The sequence below is a fragment of the Jatrophihabitans telluris genome, assembly GCF_023516435.1.
Taxonomy (GTDB): Bacteria; Actinomycetota; Actinomycetes; order Mycobacteriales; family Jatrophihabitantaceae; genus Jatrophihabitans_A; species Jatrophihabitans_A telluris.
This window is the reverse complement of sequence record NZ_CP097332.1, coordinates 3,908,101-3,923,496: the sequence shown is the minus strand read 5'-3', so window position 1 is coordinate 3,923,496 and position 15,396 is coordinate 3,908,101. Positions and strand designations below refer to the sequence as shown.

The 15,396-nt window shown below is 67.6% G+C and carries 14 protein-coding genes and 1 tRNA gene; 9 read left to right on the top strand and 6 right to left on the bottom strand.

The features are described 5' to 3' along the window. The first annotated feature begins 3 nt into the window (after positions 1 to 3). Positions 4 to 606 carry a TetR family transcriptional regulator gene (locus tag M6D93_RS18065; RefSeq protein ID WP_249771420.1) on the top strand — a complete coding sequence of 201 codons (603 nt, stop codon included), beginning with the start codon at positions 4 to 6 and terminating at the stop codon, positions 604 to 606. A gap of 43 nt (positions 607 to 649) precedes the next feature. Here the strand turns inward: M6D93_RS18065 and def are convergent, their stop codons facing one another. Then, positions 650 to 1,192 (bottom strand): peptide deformylase, encoded by a 543-nt coding sequence (def, locus tag M6D93_RS18060; RefSeq protein WP_249771418.1) that lies wholly within the window; start codon positions 1,190 to 1,192, stop codon positions 650 to 652. Between the two features lie 440 nt (positions 1,193 to 1,632). Between def and M6D93_RS18055 the strand changes: the two genes are divergently transcribed. Together M6D93_RS18055 and M6D93_RS18050 are read left to right on the top strand one after the other, a co-directional pair. Continuing rightward, positions 1,633 to 4,296, top strand: a complete 2,664-nt coding sequence (locus tag M6D93_RS18055; protein ID WP_249771416.1) for a winged helix-turn-helix domain-containing protein — start codon at positions 1,633 to 1,635, stop codon at positions 4,294 to 4,296. Positions 4,297 to 4,736: 440 nt separating this feature from the next. Further along, positions 4,737 to 5,510: a sigma-70 family RNA polymerase sigma factor gene (locus M6D93_RS18050; protein WP_249771414.1), complete on the top strand. Its 774-nt coding sequence runs from the start codon at positions 4,737 to 4,739 to the stop codon at positions 5,508 to 5,510. Between the two features lie 76 nt (positions 5,511 to 5,586). Here the strand turns inward: M6D93_RS18050 and M6D93_RS18045 are convergent. Together M6D93_RS18045 and M6D93_RS18040 are read right to left on the bottom strand one after the other, a co-directional pair. Next, a tRNA-Pro gene (locus tag M6D93_RS18045) sits at positions 5,587 to 5,663 on the bottom strand. 127 nt (positions 5,664 to 5,790) lie between these two features. After that, the gene (locus M6D93_RS18040) at positions 5,791 to 6,684 is read right to left on the bottom strand and encodes a metallophosphoesterase (protein WP_249771412.1); all 894 of its coding nucleotides are present in this window, start codon (positions 6,682 to 6,684) and stop codon (positions 5,791 to 5,793) included. Here M6D93_RS18040 and M6D93_RS18035 point away from each other — a divergent pair. After that, on the top strand, positions 6,683 to 6,829 hold the full coding sequence (locus M6D93_RS18035; RefSeq protein ID WP_249771410.1) for a hypothetical protein: 147 nt from the start codon (positions 6,683 to 6,685) through the stop codon (positions 6,827 to 6,829). The two genes, M6D93_RS18040 and M6D93_RS18035, sit on opposite strands and share 2 nt — an antisense overlap. Positions 6,830 to 6,838: 9 nt before the next feature. Further along, positions 6,839 to 7,294, top strand: coding sequence for a GatB/YqeY domain-containing protein (locus M6D93_RS18030; RefSeq protein WP_249771408.1), 456 nt, complete (start codon positions 6,839 to 6,841; stop codon positions 7,292 to 7,294). Between the two features lie 29 nt (positions 7,295 to 7,323). Here M6D93_RS18030 and M6D93_RS18025 read toward each other — a convergent pair whose 3' ends face one another. Continuing rightward, entirely contained in the window at positions 7,324 to 9,837 is a 2,514-nt protein-coding gene (locus M6D93_RS18025) for a penicillin-binding protein (RefSeq protein WP_249771406.1), read from the bottom strand. A 628-nt stretch (positions 9,838 to 10,465) separates the two neighbouring features. On the opposite strand from M6D93_RS18025, the gene M6D93_RS18020 reads away from it, so the two are divergent. After that, positions 10,466 to 10,858, top strand: coding sequence for a WhiB family transcriptional regulator (locus tag M6D93_RS18020; RefSeq protein ID WP_283818607.1), 393 nt, complete (start codon positions 10,466 to 10,468; stop codon positions 10,856 to 10,858). 69 nt (positions 10,859 to 10,927) lie between these two features. Here M6D93_RS18020 and bagB read toward each other — a convergent pair whose 3' ends face one another. Further along, positions 10,928 to 12,118: an ArsA family ATPase gene (gene bagB, locus M6D93_RS18015; protein ID WP_249771404.1), complete on the bottom strand. Its 1,191-nt coding sequence runs from the start codon at positions 12,116 to 12,118 to the stop codon at positions 10,928 to 10,930. Next, the gene (gene bagA, locus M6D93_RS18010; RefSeq protein WP_249771402.1) at positions 12,115 to 13,143 is read right to left on the bottom strand and encodes an ATPase BagA; all 1,029 of its coding nucleotides are present in this window, start codon (positions 13,141 to 13,143) and stop codon (positions 12,115 to 12,117) included. Before bagA ends, bagB begins: the two co-directional genes overlap by 4 nt. A gap of 107 nt (positions 13,144 to 13,250) precedes the next feature. Between bagA and M6D93_RS18005 the strand changes: the two genes are divergently transcribed. The 3 genes from M6D93_RS18005 to M6D93_RS17995 are packed head-to-tail and all read left to right on the top strand — an operon-like array spanning position 13,251 to position 15,381. Continuing rightward, positions 13,251 to 13,784 carry a RidA family protein gene (locus M6D93_RS18005; RefSeq protein ID WP_249771400.1) on the top strand — a complete coding sequence of 178 codons (534 nt, stop codon included), beginning with the start codon at positions 13,251 to 13,253 and terminating at the stop codon, positions 13,782 to 13,784. A 2-nt stretch (positions 13,785 to 13,786) separates the two neighbouring features. After that, positions 13,787 to 14,593 (top strand): NUDIX hydrolase, encoded by an 807-nt coding sequence (locus M6D93_RS18000; protein ID WP_249771398.1) that lies wholly within the window; start codon positions 13,787 to 13,789, stop codon positions 14,591 to 14,593. Continuing rightward, positions 14,590 to 15,381 carry an MBL fold metallo-hydrolase gene (locus M6D93_RS17995; protein WP_249771396.1) on the top strand — a complete coding sequence of 264 codons (792 nt, stop codon included), beginning with the start codon at positions 14,590 to 14,592 and terminating at the stop codon, positions 15,379 to 15,381. Before M6D93_RS18000 ends, M6D93_RS17995 begins: the two co-directional genes overlap by 4 nt. The last annotated feature ends 15 nt before the right edge of the window (positions 15,382 to 15,396 follow it).

The following is a 15,396-nucleotide window of genomic DNA, read 5'->3' as shown; positions in this document are numbered from 1 at the left end:
CTGATGAGCACCCCCGCGGACCACGAGTCCTTTCGCCGCGACGTCCGCGCCCGGGCGTTGGCCGCGGCGCGGACGCTGACCCTGCAGCGGGGGTGGCAACAGATCCGGTTCGTGGAGCTGGCCGACGCGGTGGGCGTATCGCGCCCCACTCTGTACTCGGAGTTCGGTAACAAGGCCGGCCTCGGCCAAGCGCTGGTTCTGGCCGAGACCACGGAGTTTCTGCAGGGCCTGTTGAGCGAGCTGGCAGGCCACACCGACGACCTTGCGGGAGCGGCCAATGCTGCACTGCGCTTCACGCTGCTGCAGGCGCACGAGAACCCCCTCCTGCACGGGGTGCTGACCAACGTCGGCGACGCCGACCTGCTGCTGTTGCTCACTACGGACTCCCGCCCGGTCTTGTCCAGCGCGGTCGAGGTTCTGACGGCCTGGTTCGCCGAGCATTTCCCCTTCTACGACCAGGGTCTGCTGGCCGAGCTCATCGAGGCCCTCGTCCGGCTGGTGCTGTCGCACCTGGTGCAACCGACGCGCGATATCGATGCCACGCTTCGGTCACTGCAGCGCATCACGGACCTGGTGATGACAGCGGCTCTGACCCGCAGGCCCTGACCCGTAAACCCTGAGCCGGTCCGGTGCCGTGAGTGCGGTCCCGTCAGTCGGTGCCGGCGGGGATCGGCACGGCGGCGTTCCACGGGAACGGTTCGATGCCGGACAGGACGCGTCCGCGCCGCCGCTTGTTCAGATGGTCGATGTAGAGAACGCCTTGCAGGTGTTGGGCCTCATGGATCAGGCAGCGGGCCAGGAACCCGGACCCGGTGATTTCGACCGACAGACCGGTCTGATCCTGACCGGTGACGGTGACCGTCCGCGGGCGCTCCAGCGAGGCGTACGGGCCGGGGACGGACAGACATCCCTCGTCGCCGTCCTCGTCCTCGTGGCTGGTCTGGGTGATGACCGGGTTGACGATGTGGCCCTTGTGGTAGCGGCCCTCGTCGTCGTGACAGTCGTACACGAAGACCTGCAGGCCCACGCCGATCTGGGGAGCGGCGAGCCCGACGCCCTCGGCCAGGTACATCGTGGCGAACATGTCCTCGATGAGCGTCCGCAGTCCCGGGCCGAATTCGGTGACGGCCGCGGCCGGCCGGTGCAGGACGGGGTCGCCAACGATCACGACGGGGCGTGCGGTACCGGTCATATCACAGGATTTTACGGTCAGTCCGGGCGTCGCCGCGGAAAATTCTGCTCGCGCCTTCCAGACCGTGGGGCTCGGTCCAGGTCACGGTGCGTGCAGGGCTATCCCAGTATTCGTGGCAATCATCCGTATTCGATAACCAAAATTCTTGCCAATTTGGAACGTCAATTTTCCGAAGAGTGTTGGTTGCGGCTGCGCCGGGTGAAAGACTCAGCGCAGGCCTGGCGGGTTCTCATGTGCGCACCGGTGCCTGCAGTTTCTGATCACTAGAACTCGATCATGTGGTTGGTGAGCGATGACGTCAGTGAACGAGGACCTGGATCCGGCCGCCACCGGACGAACGCGGGCGAGTGATCAGCTCAGTCGTCCTCACCGGCTCGCGGGTGCTTTCGGCGGAAACTCCGGTCGTTAGCATGCTCAGCGCGCAAGCGGGGGATTGGCGGGTGGAGTCTCCCGCCCTGGGCCCGCTCGTGCGCGGCAAGGTGTCGCCACCGTCCCTCTCGGTGAGCGTGGTGCTCAGAGGGCGATTGTTTCAACAGCTGACCCAGGCGGTGCGGCGGCCGCTCACCCTGCTGGAGGCCCCAGCAGGGTGGGGCAAGACACTCCTTGCCGCTTCCTGGCTCCAGTCCCAGCCACCACAGCAGGTCTCGGCGTGGTTGTCCCTGGACGCCAACGACAACGATCCGATCCGGTTCTGGACGTATCTGGTGGCCGCGCTGCGAGTCGGCACCGGGGTCGGCGATGATCAGCCGTTGGAGACGCTCCGGCCGCCGCAGGATCCCGAGGACGACCTGGACGTGTTCTTGTCGTTGCTGGTCAGCGCTCTGGTCGAGCTGCGGCAGCACGTCATCGTCGTAGTTGATGACGTGCATCACATCACCGACGCGCGCATCCTCAAGGACCTGACGTTTCTGCTGGATCACTGCGGTGAGAATCTGCGCCTGGTCCTGCTCGGTCGCCACCGGCCCGCGCTGCCCGTGCCACGGATGCGACTCAACGGCCAGGTGAGCGAGATCCGGATCGCCGACCTCGCCTTCAGCGAGGAAGAGGCAGCGCAGCTGTTCACACCGGAAGACGTCGAAGTGGACGCGGATCAGCTTCGCACCCTGTGTACCCGTACTGAAGGTTGGGCAGCCGGTCTGCGTCTGGCCGTGCTGATGTTGTCCGGCGAAGGCGATCAGGCGGCCGTGCTCGCCGGGTTCGCCGGGAGCTCGGAACCGGTAGCGGAGTATCTGCTCAGTGAAGTCGTCGCCAACCAGCCACCGGACGTCCGCGACTTCCTGCTCCGCACGTCGATCTGTGAACGGATCAACGCCGAACTGGCGACGGAGCTCACCGGACGCAGCGACGCTGGTGAGGTGCTCGAAGCTCTGGCGGCACGCAGCATCTTCCTGGTCGCGCACGGGCCGGGACGGCAGTGGTACCGCTACCACCAGATGTTCGCGGAGTTGCTGCGAGACAGGCTTCGTCAGGGGTTTCCAGAACTGGCGAACGAGCTTCATCAACGGGCCGCCACATGGTCTGAGCTCCAGGGTCTGGCGGTCGACGCCGTCGGCCATGCCGCGGATGCCGGCGACTGGGACCGGGCCTGCGAGCTGCTGCTGTCGATGTGGCTGCGGATCTATCTTGCCGGTCAGGTGGTTCTGCTCGCGTCCCTGCTGCGCCGCATCATGCCGCACGCGGGAGGCGCCCGACCAGCGCTGCACGCCGTCAGCGCCGTCATGCACTTCGCGCAGGGTGATGCCCTTTCGGGCGAGGGTGAATTGGCCGCCGCTGAGCGCGGACGCGAGCTGTCCGCCCGGAACCAGGAAACCTGGGAGATTGCGATCAACGTGGCGAGGGGCGAGCTCGCACGACTGCGTGTGGATGTCGAGGCGGCGAGGAGCAGCACGTCCCTCTTGCTCGAACGCGAGGGCGACGCGCCCGCCGAACTCGCCGGCGACGCCCGGGCGCTCGCGCTGTTCAATCTCGCCGTCTCTGAATATTGGTCCGGAGGCATAACGGCGGCGGAGGCGAACCTGCGGCACGCTTCGGCGCTGGCCAGCGGCGCCGGACGCCAATTCCTCACCCTTGCCTGTCAGAGCCAGCTGGCCGCGGTGCTGACCGCCCAGGACCGTCCGATAGAGGCGTGCGACGTCGCGCAGGCGGCGACCGCGTTTGCCGAGCGGTACGGCTGGTCGGAATCCGGCGTCGCGGCCGAGGCATGGCACGCACTGGGCTGGTCGCATTACCTGTTCGGCGACCCGGATCTCGCCGATCAGTATCTGGATCGAGCTGAGGACGCGGCGCGGGGGGACGAACCGGCGATCCGCGGCACGATTCGCTTGGTTCAAGGTCTGGTGCTGTCGTTGCGCGGGAACAAACGATCGGCTCTCGCCGCGGTCGAGGCAGCGGCGCAGGAGCTGGTCCGAGTTCGTGACGAGCATGTGTTCATGTCGTATGCGATCGGCGAGCGGATTCGTCTGAGTCTCGTGCTGGGCCGCGTCTCGCTCGCCCGTCGGCTCCTGGCCGACGCGCTGGAGGAGCCGGGGACCGAACGCCCCCGTCACGTGCTGATCGCTCAGGCCGAGATGCTGCTCGCCGACGGCTACGCGGCCGCGGCAGTCCGAGTTCTCGAGCGAGCCGCGGGTGAGGACGCGACGGGCTTCCTCGATCAGCGACTGCAGGCGATGGTTCTGCTCGCCCTTGTCCAGCACCAGCTCGGACGCCGCACGCTCGCCGTAGACACCATGCTCTCAGCCCTGCAGACGGCGTCGACCCAACGAATGATTCAACCGTTCCTGCAGTTCAGTGTGCCGGCCTTCGATCTATTACGCAGCAGTTCTCACGCCCACCGCGCCCCGGAATTCTTGTCCGAGGTGCTGGCCACGTTCGATCTGCTCATGCCCGACGCGCGCCCTGTGGCCGCGGGCGCCCAACAGCTGACTGATCGCGAATTGCAAGTACTCAGACTGCTCGACACGTTGTTGGCCCTACCCGAAATCGGCGCCGAACTGTACGTCTCGGTCAATACCGTAAAGGCCCACCTCAAGAATCTGTACCGGAAACTCGAGGTGTCCAGCCGCAGGCATGCCGTCGACCGGGCCCGCGAGCTAGGCCTGTTGTAGTCCCGTCCGTCGCGCGCCTTCCGAGCCGTGCGGTCGCGAACGCAGTTATTACCTAATCGGGGTGACTACTCCCTTCCGCGCGAGACAAAGCAGGCCCTGTAGTCGGCGGGTGCAGCCGCAAAGGTACGAATCGGCTACATCCGCGCTGCGCGGCACGTCGGCAACCGCCCCGTCGAGGTGATGTGCGCGCAGGCATGCGAGCCGAGACTTCGTGATGGATTCACAAGCAACAACAACCAGCGCTCCGAATAGGCCGGATGTCGAGGGCTGAATTCACACGTCAAGGGCGATCGCGGAGTCGCCTTCGAACGGTGGCCACCGCGGGCCGCCAAGAAAAACAAGGCAGCGAAATGTATGCCCCAACCGCCCCATGCCTGTCGGCAAACAGCGTCCATCAGACAGCGGCTGTTCGAACTGGAGCTCATCCAGTCGTCGGCCCCGTGAACGAGGAAAGGCACGGATACGATCCTGACGGCGAACTCCTGGATGCCGATATCGTCGCCCAAGTGCGCGGGGGTGACCCAGACGCCTACGGAGTGTTGTGGGCACGGCACGCCCGGGCCGCGCGTGCCTTCGCCCGCCAGATCGGGCGAAGCAACGACGTGGACGACATCGTGAGCGAGGCGTTCGCGAAGATCCTGTCAGCCATTCTCGGGGGCGGTGGTCCGACGAGCGCGTTCCGCGCTTACCTGCTGAGCACTGTTCGGCGGCTGAGTATCGACAACGGACGCAGCACCTACGGCCAGGTCGTACTGACCGACATGATCGAGGACCTTGATCCACGGATGGCGCCGGACGAGGGCAGTCGCTACCTGGAACGGATGGAGTACGGCGCGGCGCTGAGGGCGTGGCAGTCGTTACCCGATGAGCCGCGGGAATTGTTGTGGCACACCCTCATCCAGGAGGAGACTGCGGCCTCGTTGGCCGACGAGCTCGGAACCAGCCCCAACGGGGTGTCGTCGCGGAGCCGCCGGGCCCGCGAGCGGCTCAGGCAGGCCTTCCTTCAGGAGCACGTACTCGACTCGGCCGATGATCAGTGCCAGCTGGTCCGTACCCACCTGGGCGCATACCAGCGAGGCGGTCTGGCCTCGCGCGTCGTCCGCCTGGTGCGCGAGCACCTGGCCGGGTGCGATGGCTGCCGCCGGGCCGAGAGCGAAGTGGCTGACGTGAACAGTCGACTGCGCCACGCCACGCGGCCGGGCAGAACGGACTGAGGGTGGGAGTTGCGCCTGAGCAACGGCGGATAAGCAAGAAGACCCGCCCTCGCGAAAGAGGGCGGGTCTTCTTCGTTGGTCGGGGTGGCGGGATTCGAACCCACGGCCTCTTCGTCCCGAACGAAGCGCGCTACCAAGCTGCGCCACACCCCGGTGGCAACCGGACCAGCATACCGGAAGGCCACCGCCGCGATTTACCAACAGGCTCGTCGATCGGCACGTTTGATCAGGCCGCAGCGGCCTGGGCACGCGCCGGGGATGTGTCTGTCCGTCCGCCCGGTCAGGCCCGCGGAAGCAGCGTGAGCAGCACCGCCTCGGGGCGGCAACCGAACCGGATCGGCAGGAACGGGTTCGTGCCCAGCCCGGCACACACGTTGAACCACATGTGGTCGTCCCACGCGTGCAGCCAGCGGGCCCGGTGCACGTCGATGCCGCAGTTGGTGACGATGGCCGGTCCGAACGGGACCCTGATCTGCCCGCCGTGCGTATGCCCGGCCAGTACGAGGTCATAGGCGTCGGCTGCGAACCGGGTGAGCAGCCGGGGTTCCGGGGAGTGGATGACCCCGATCCTCACGACCGCGTTCCGGTCGGCCCTCCCGGCGATCTTGTCGTAGCGAGCTCGTCCCAGGTGGGGGTCGTCCGTGCCCGCGAGTGCAACCGGTAGTCCGTTGACCCGCAGCTGGGTCCGGACGTGGGTGAGATCCAGCCAGCCGGCCGATGACATCTCGGCCGCGAGCTCGTCCCAGGGCATGCGCAGCCGGCCGTGCAGGGTTCCAACCTTGTCGGGCAGGAAGTAGCGAACCGGATTCTTGGCCTTCGGTACGTAGTAGTCATTGTTGCCGGGCACGAACACGCCCGGAAACTCGAACAGGGGTCCCAGCGCGGACATGATCGCCGGGATCGCGTCGGGGTCGGATGAGGTGTCCCCGGTGTTGACCACGAGGTCCGGTTTCAACCGGGCCAGGTCCGAGATCCAGGCCTGCTTGCGCTTCTGGTCGGCGGTCAGGTGCAGGTCCGACACGTGCAACACTCGCAGGGCCGACGTGCCGGGGTCGAGGACTTGAGCGGTGAACCGTCGCAGCGTGAACCAATTGCGTTCGATCAGACCGCCGTAGGCCAGTGCCCCGGCCCCCGCCGCTGCGACAAGACCGGCGGAGCGCCACACACGAGACATGCCGACCACCCTACGTGCGGTGCTCGCTCCGCTCTCGGTGCTCGCGGTGCTTGCGGTGCTTGCGGTGCTCGCGGTGCTCGCGGTGCTCGCGGTGCTCGCGGTGCTTGCGGTGCTCGCGGTGCTCGCGGTGATGCCGCCTCGCTAACCTGAAGCCATGGCCGACCTCAAGACTCAGCTCAAGTCCGACCTCACCACCGCCATGAAGGCGAGGGACGAGTTGACCACGGCAACGATCCGGATGCTGCTCACCGCGGTCACTACCGAGGAGGTCGCCGGCTCATCCGCGCGTGAACTCAGCGATGACGAGGTGCTGAAGGTGATCACGCGGGAGGCGAAGAAGCGGCGGGAGGCGGCGGAGGCCTTCGACCAGGGAGGTCGTGCCGAGTCCGCCCAGCGCGAGCGGGACGAGGAAGGCGTACTCACCAAGTACCTGCCGGCTCAGCTGTCGGATGAGGAACTGGCCAGCCTCGTGACTCAGGCCATCACCGAGGCGGGCGCGACCGAGCCCAGGCAGATGGGCGTCGTGATGAAGGCGGTCCAGCTCGCCGTCGCCGGACGAGCCGACGGCAAGCGGGTGTCCGACGAGGTTCGCCGACAGCTCGCCGGCTGAACGACAACGGGCGGGCCGGACGGGACCGGTCAGCCCCCGTTGCCGTTTCCGTTGCCGTTTCCGTTGCCGTTTCCGTTGCCGTTTCCGCGCGTGCGGCTCGGCGGGGCGGCGGCCGAGGATGATCGCGGGGCGTTGGAGGCGGACTTCGTCGGGCGCGTGGGCTGGAAGACCACCGGCGACTTACCGCTGGACACGCACAGGTTGATGGTCGTGCCCGCCACCGCCTTCGCCGGACTGAAGTAGGCGACGTTCCCGGCGAACACCGAGCTTCCGCAGGGCGTGCGCAGCACCTTGACCTTGAGGCCGAGGGCGGCGAGATTCGTCGTCGCGGCGTCAACGGTCTGGCCTACGACCTGGTACGTCGGGATGGTGTCCCCGGGCAGGTCGTTCACGGTGGGCCACGTCCAGGGTCGCGCGGCCAGGTAGGACTGGTACGCGCTGAGCCAGAACGTGCCGCCGAACGCGCCGAAGGTGTCGCTTCCGTTGTTGTTCGCCGTGATGCCCGGGACGTTGGCGATGGTGAGGTTCGGGTGTTTCGGGTTCACGATGGCCGCCGCCGATGTGAGGGTCGGCGTGACACCCACGAACCACAGGGCCGAGTTGAGCCCGTTGTCGTTGCCCGCGGCGTCGGCGGCGTTGTTGGTTCCGGTCTTGCCGGCCACCAGGCTGCCACCCGAGCCGTACCAGCTACCGAAGTAACCGGTGGCGGTTCCCCCGTTGTTGTACTGGACGTTGTTGAACGGGGCATCGGCGAGGTTGTGGCCGCTGGTGTCGGAAACCATCATGTCGCGCATCGTGCGGGCGACGTATTGCGAGAGCACCCGCTTACACCCCGGCAGCGTGAAGCTGACCTTCTTGCCCGTGGGGTCGGTGATCCCACCGGCCAGAATCGGCGTCGGCGGGCAGAACACGCCGTCGTTGGCCACGGTCGAGAAGGCGCCCGTCAGTTCGAGGACCGAGGTGTTCTCCTGGCCGAGGGTGAAGGTGGCCCGGCGATCGGCGATGATCTGCTGCGCGATCGTCTTGCCGTTGGACTTCTGGAGCAGCGCGTTCATGCCCAATGAAGTCGCCATGTTGACGATCGGGGAGATGTCGCAGCCGAAGAGCTGATCCTCCATGCCGACGAAATATGTGTTCGACGATTCCGGCAGGGCACTCATCAGCTGCATCGTGGTCGGGTAGGGGCCCGCGTTGCTCGCCGTGTAGCCGGTGGCCGGGCAATTCAGCGGCCGATAGCCGGTATTCGCGGTGGACAGCGTGAATTGCGGTGTGACACCAGCGGTCAGCGCAGCCAGCGTGGTGAAGTACTTGTACGTCGAGCCGGAGCCGGCGTAAGCATCGGTGAACAGCTTGCCGACGGAGTAGGCCGAGTCGCCCTTCTTCACCCCGTACTTCTTGTCGGTGATCATCGTCGTGACCGCGCCGTTGGTGGGATTGACCGACGGCATCGCCAGCAGGTAGTCGTTCTTCGGGTCGAGGGCGCTAGCTCGGATAGCAGCCTGGCCACTGTTCTGCAGCCCGACGTCCAGTGTCGTGATGATCTTGTAGCCACCGGTCTGCACCTGCCGAGCGGTCAGCCCACTGGTCGAGCTGAGCCAGTCCAGCACGTAGTCGCAGAAGTAACCGACGTTGCTGATGGTTGCGTTGGCATAGGCGCAGCCACGGGCGGGCTGGGTGGGTGTCTTCGACGCCAGGCCGAGTGGCTGGGCCTTGTACTTGGCCGCCTCGGACGCGGTGAGGTTCTTGGCGGTCACCATGTTGTCCAGGACCAGATCGCGCCGGGCCCGCGCGGCGTCCGGGTGCAGATAGGGGTCGTAGTCACTGGGCGCGCGGACCAGGCCGACGAGCATGGCGGCCTGAGGGACGGTCAACTTCGACGCGCTCCGGCCGAAGTAGGTCTGTGCGGCGACCTGGATGCCGTAACTGTTCTCGCCGAAGAAGGCGATGTTGAGGTACTTGGACAGGATCTGGGGCTTGTTGAACTTCTTCTCGATGTCCAGGGCGCACTGGGCGTCGGAGATCTTTCGGTCGATGTTCTGATCGGTCGCGGCCTGGGCGGCCTTCTGGTCGCCGGCGTTGATGGCGTTGTAGAGGTTCACCTGCTTTACGTACTGCTCGGTGAGGGTCGACGCACCCTGGGTGGAGCCCCCGGAGCTGTTGCTGACCGCGGCCCGGAGCAGACCCCGCATGTCGACCCCGTGGTGTGCGTAGAACCGGCGGTCCTCGGTGTCGATCAGGGCGGTGCTGACGTAGGCGGGCAGGCCCTTGTAGGCGACTACCTGCCGGTTCTGGTCGAACAGGGTGGCGATCAGCGTCTTGCCGTCGCTGGCGTAGATGTTGGTGCGCTGCTGGACACCCTGGTCGGTCAGGGTGGATGACGGGCACTTGGTGTTGAGGAACTTGTCGGCGCCGGCCTTGGCTGCCAGCCCGGCGCCGCCGATGTAGGGCAGAAGCAGACCGGCGACCAGCACGCCGCTGATCGCGATCAGCGCAGCGAGCTTGGCCAGCTTGGACAGGACGGTCAGACCGGATGCGCGTGCCACGGGCGATGAGTCTACGGCCGCTGTCTGACAGCCGGGTCCGACGGCGGGATGGCTCTCAGGTCGGCTCACAGGATTTGAGGTTGGGAAAAAATTTGGGCACTTGTCCAAAGCGGGCAGTCAGGTCGGCCGCCGAATCAGCAAAGGCGCCGACACCGGCGGCGATCCCATGATTCGTCAGCCCGCGGCGATGACGACCGGTCACCGGTTCATGCACGGAGTGTGAGACGCGCGCGACCGCACAATTACTGGGACTTCCGAGCACTTGTGCGGCTGGCGCGCCTTGGCCCCGGAATGGACCCCGAGCAGCCCCGGAGTTGCGGGGGACGGCAGACGGCCGCCGAAACAGAGGACATCAGATGCGCAGTCAGTCGGCGCGAAATCCAGGTTAGGCGGGCACTTTGTCACTGGTCATTGCGTCATAGATGTCCCCGCTGACGGTCTGGATTACTGAAGGCAGCGACATCAGTCGTCAACGGGTTCGGTCGGCGGGCCCCGTGTCTTCGAGAAGGTGCCCGACAAACCTCAAATTCCGAGTTGTGTCGTTGCTGGGTGACCCTGGATGCGCTTACGGTCGCCTGGCTGTGCGAGCGGACGGGGGGTCCGCCGAGCCGGATGGACAGGAGTACGCATGACTCGAGAGCGGCAACCAGAAAGGCTGACCACGATCGGACGCCTGGACTGGGCTTCGGACGGGGCCTGCCGGGATGTCGATCCTGAGAGCTTGTTCGTGATCGGCGCCGCCCAACACGAGGCGAAGATGATCTGCCGCCAGTGCTCGGTGCGACTGGAGTGTCTGGCCGACGCCTTGGACAGCCGGACGGAATTCGGCGTGTGGGGCGGGATGACGGAGCGAGAACGGCGCACCCTGCTGCGCAGGCGCCCGGATGTTGCCTCCTGGCGGCAGTTCTTCTCATCGGCGCAGGAGGCCGAGGAGTACGCGGCGGTCCCGCCGCTGCGACTGCGCCGCCGCCACTCGGTGCGTTCAGGCGACAACCGCACCCGGTCGGCCGAGGCCGGCTGAGCAAGCGCTCGACGAATCACGTGAACGAGTCGTCTGCGCGAGGTAACTTGCCGCGGGTAGCGGACCGTCTCAGCCCGCCAGTGCCGCAGCGATCGTTCGCAGACCGACGAGATCGTGCACGTCGCCGGGCAGCGCCGGCACCGCTCGCTGGGCCACGTCCGGGTGGGCCGCCGCGAACCTGGCCGTCATCGATCGATCGTGCCGGGCCGCCTCCGCCGATTCCGCGTGAACCGCCAGCGCCGCGCGGGCCAGCTCGGCCGCCGGCGTGCGCTCGGGGGATTCGGCCAGCTTCTCCGCCGCGGCGGCGGCCCGCTGCGCCGACAGCCCGGACGGCGCCGTCCGCATCCGGTTGAGGACAACCCCGGCCAACGGCATCTGCTCCTGCTGGAGGCGCTCGACGAAGAACGAGGCCTCGCGCAGGGCGTCAGGCTCGGGCGAGGCGACGACCACGAACGCCGTGTCCGGCGCCTTGAGCAGTTCGTAGGTCTGTTCGGCACGTTCGCGAAATCCGCCGAACATCGTCTCCAGCGACGCCACGAAAGACGAGACGTTGCCCAGCAGGTCGTTGCCCAGGATCTTGGTCATGACCTTGGTGAATACCCCGAAGGACGCCGTGACGACCTTGAGGTAGGCCTTGCCGCCGGCCCGGGCGGGCGCGGTGAGCAAGCGGATCATCCGACCGTCCAGAAAACGCGACAGCCGCTGCGGGGCGTCGAGGAAGTCCAGGGCGGAGCGGGACGGCGGGGTGTCCACCACGATCAGATCCCACTCGCCGTTCTCCACCAGCTCGGCCCGCAACTGAGAGAGCTTCTCCATCGCCATGTACTCCTGCGTTCCCGCGAAGGAGGCCGACAGCGACTGGTAGAAGGGATTGGCGAAGATCTGCTCGGCCTTGTCGGCAACGGTGTGTGCCGAGACAACGTCGTCGAAAGTCCGCTTCATGTCCAGCATCATCGCCAGCAGGGCGCCCCCGGACTCCGAACCGACGCCGGGAACCGGCCGTGGCGTGTTGTCGAGCTCGGTGAGGCCCAGCGACTGGGCCAACCGACGGGCCGGGTCGATCGTCAGCACCACTACGCGCCGTCCGTGCTCGGCCGCGTACAGCGCCAGCGCGGCCGCGGTAGTGGTCTTGCCGACTCCGCCGCTGCCGCAGGTCACCACCACCTTGATCAGTGGATCGGCCAACAACGCGCCCAGATCAAAATCGGGGGCCTCGGGGCGCTTGCGCCGGGACGCGGCCGGGCGCTTGGCCGCGGTCACGAGGCGGCTTCCTCAGCGGCAGTGTCGTCAGTGTCGTCAGTGTCGTCGGTGTCGTCTTCGTCGGCCGCAGCCAGCTCCTCGGCCAGTTCGAACAACGACCCGACGTCCATCGGGGGCCGGAGTTCGGGGAGCCGGACGGTCGGCATCGACGCCCGGGCCAACCGGCGCGCGGCCTCGGCCTGCACCCGTTGACGTTCGGCGTAGTCGTCGACCTGGGCGGCCAGCACCGGGGCCAGGGCCTCGTCCAGACCAGCTTCGATCAGGCCGTCGGCGAGCAACGCGTCATCGACCCGACCGCCGCGGGTCAGCAGCTCGGGGGCAACGAGCACCGGTCGTGCACGGTTGACCACGACGGAACCGAGCCGGTACCCGGCCTCGGTGAGTTCGGCAGCCGCATCGAGGGTTTCCTGCACCGGCATCTCCTCCAGCAGAGTCACGACGTGGACCTGGGTGAGCGGCGAGTGCAGCAAGCTGCTCACACCGATGCTCTGCTTGTGGATGGGGCCGAACTTGGCCAGTCCGGCGACCTCGTTGGTGGCCTGGAGGAATTGGGTGATCCGACCGGTCGGCGGTGCGTCCAGGACCACCGCGTCGAAAACCGGCTTACCCTGGCGCTGACGCGTCACCGCCTCCTTGACCTTGCCGGTGAGCAGCACGTCGCGCAGCCCGGGAGCCAGAGTGGTGACGAAGTCGATCGCGCCCATCTTGCGTAGCACCGAGGCGCCCCGCTTGATCGAGTAGAACATTTCCAGGTACTCGATCATCGCAGCCTCGGGATCGATGGCCAGCCCGATGACCTCGCCTCGTCGGTTGGCCGCCAGCCGGGTCTCGACGTAGGGCAATGGCGGCGTGTCGAACAGTTGGGCCAGGCCTTGCCGCCCCTCCACCTCGACCAGCAGCACCCGCTGACCGCGTCCGGCCAGCATCAGCGCCATCGCCGCGGCGACCGTGGACTTTCCGGTGCCACCCTTGCCGGTCACCACGTGAAGGCGGACGGTGTCGTCACCGGGCGAAGTTAGGGGCACCGCTCCAGCGTACAAACCAACCCGTGGGGCTCTGCCGCTGTGCCGCCGGGGGCCGGAGTGGTCACGCGCGCGAACGCGGACGGCCCGGTGAGCGGTAGGTTCCGAGGATGACTTCAGACGCCTCCATTCCCCCGGTCGACGGCCCGTCGGCGGCGCCGACCCCGGCAGCGGTCTTGCCCTCGGCACGGCTGGCCGAACTCGGTATCGAGCTACCGGCCGTCACTGCCCCGTTGGCTGCCTACGTCCCCGCGGTCAGGTCCGGGCGCTACGTGTACACCTCCGGCCAGTTGCCGATGGTCAACGGCGAGCTGGCCGGGCACGGCAAGGTCGGCGGTGAGGTGACCGCGCAGGAGGCCGCCGAATATGCGCGGATCTGCGCGCTCAACGCGCTGGCTGCCGTGCACGGCCTGGTGGGCATCGACTCCATCGTGCGGGTGGTGAAGGTGGTGGGATTCGTCGCCAGCACTCCCGATTTCACCGGCCAGCCCGGCGTGGTCAACGGCGCCTCCAATTTTCTGGGCCAAGTGCTGGGCGAGGCCGGCTGTCACGCGCGCTCGGCCGTCGGGGTGGCCGTCCTTCCGCTGGACGCGCCGGTTGAGGTGGAGATCGTCGTCGAGATCGCCGACATCGCCGGGGCCTGAGCGTGACCGGCCCGAACTCGGCGCCGGTGGTGCGTGAGGCCGCCACCGTGATGCTGCTTCGCGACAGCCCCGAGGGTCTGCAGACCTGGTTGCTCCGACGCGTGGCCAGGATGGCCTTCGCCGGCGGGATGTCGGTGTTCCCCGGCGGAGCCGTGGACGCGGCCGACGCGGGCGTGGACGGCGATGAGCTCGCGAAGGCCGAACTCGCCACCATTGCGGGATCGCTGGGCACCTCCGTGGAGCACGCCACCGCCCTGGTGTGTGCGGCGATTCGGGAGACCTTCGAAGAAGTGGGCGTGTTGCTGACCCGGCCGAGCCTGACGATGGACGACCAGATCCGGGCCGAGGTCGAGGACCGTACCCGCGGATTCATCGAGGTGCTCGATGCGCGGGGCCTGCAACTGGCGGTGTCCTCCGTCCGGCCGTGGGCACGCTGGATCACCCCGGAAGGTGAGCGCAGACGCTATGACACCTACTTCTTCGTCGCCGCCATGCCCGACGGTGCCCTCGCGCTTCCCGCCACCCGGGAGGCCGTCCATGCCGATTGGATCGGGGTGCACGCCGCCCTGGCCGAATACCACGCCGGCGATCGCCCGATGCTGACCCCGACCGTGACCGCGCTGACCGAGCTCGCCGGATTCGCCACGGTCGCCGAGGTACTGGCGGCGGCCCCCGGGCGCAGCCTCGTGCCGATCGCTCCGGTGCTGCGCCGGACCGAGGCCGGCCTGGAACTGGACCTCGGTAACGGCACCGTCCTGCCGATGCCGGACGGTCTGACCGGTATGCCGGCCGATCGCGATCGGACGTGACCGCCTACGAGACGCTGCGGCAGGTCACCGGGCAGGCCGCCGTGGTCCTGGCCGACAACCCCGGCGTGATGACCCTGGACGGGACGAACACCTGGATTCTGCGCGGCGAGCCGTCCCTCAGACGGGCGATCGTGGTCGATCCCGGCCCGTTGGACGAGCATCACCTCGACGTGGTCGAGGACTCGGCCGGCTCGGTCGAACTGATTCTGCTGACCCACGCGCACCTGGATCACTCCGAGGCCGCCCGGCGCCTGCACGAACGCACGGCGGCCCCGGTCCTGGCGCTGGATCCACAACTGCGGCTCGGCGGCGAAGGTGTCGGGGAGGGCACCGTACTGTCGGCGGCCGGCGTCGAGCTGCGGGTCTGGCACACCCCCGGACACACCGCGGACTCGCTGTCGTTCGTGCTGACCGGCGAGGACGGCGGCGTGGCGGTGCTGACCGGCGACACGATCCTGGGCCGGGGGACCACGGTCGTGGCCCACCCAGACGGGGTGTTGGCCGACTATCTCGCCTCCCTGCACCGGCTGTCCGAACTCCACGGCATCACCGTGCTACCCGGTCACGGGCCGGAACTCGCCGACGCGGGCGTTGCGGCGTCGGCCTACCTGGCCCACCGCGAACGACGGCTCGATCAGGTGCGGTCGGCCCTGGCCGTGGGCGGCGCGGGACTCACGCCGCGCCAGGTGGTCGAACGCGTCTACGCCGACGTCGATGAGGCGCTGTGGCCCGCAGCCGAACTATCGGTCCGGGCTCAGCTCGCCTATCTGCGGGAGTTGAACGCCTGAGCGCTGGGCGGGACG

Coding starts and splice junctions, on each gene's coding strand:
- M6D93_RS18005 (WP_249771400.1), top strand. CDS start 13,251: ATGACTTCAGACGCCTCCATTCCCCCGGTCGACGGCCCGTCGGCGGCG.
- M6D93_RS18040 (WP_249771412.1), bottom strand. CDS start 6,684: ATGTCTCGTGTGTGGCGCTCCGCCGGTCTTGTCGCAGCGGCGGGGGCC.
- M6D93_RS18020 (WP_283818607.1), top strand. CDS start 10,466: ATGACTCGAGAGCGGCAACCAGAAAGGCTGACCACGATCGGACGCCTG.
- def (WP_249771418.1), bottom strand. CDS start 1,192: ATGACCGGTACCGCACGCCCCGTCGTGATCGTTGGCGACCCCGTCCTG.
- M6D93_RS18030 (WP_249771408.1), top strand. CDS start 6,839: ATGGCCGACCTCAAGACTCAGCTCAAGTCCGACCTCACCACCGCCATG.
- M6D93_RS18065 (WP_249771420.1), top strand. CDS start 4: ATGAGCACCCCCGCGGACCACGAGTCCTTTCGCCGCGACGTCCGCGCC.
- M6D93_RS18035 (WP_249771410.1), top strand. CDS start 6,683: ATGCCGACCACCCTACGTGCGGTGCTCGCTCCGCTCTCGGTGCTCGCG.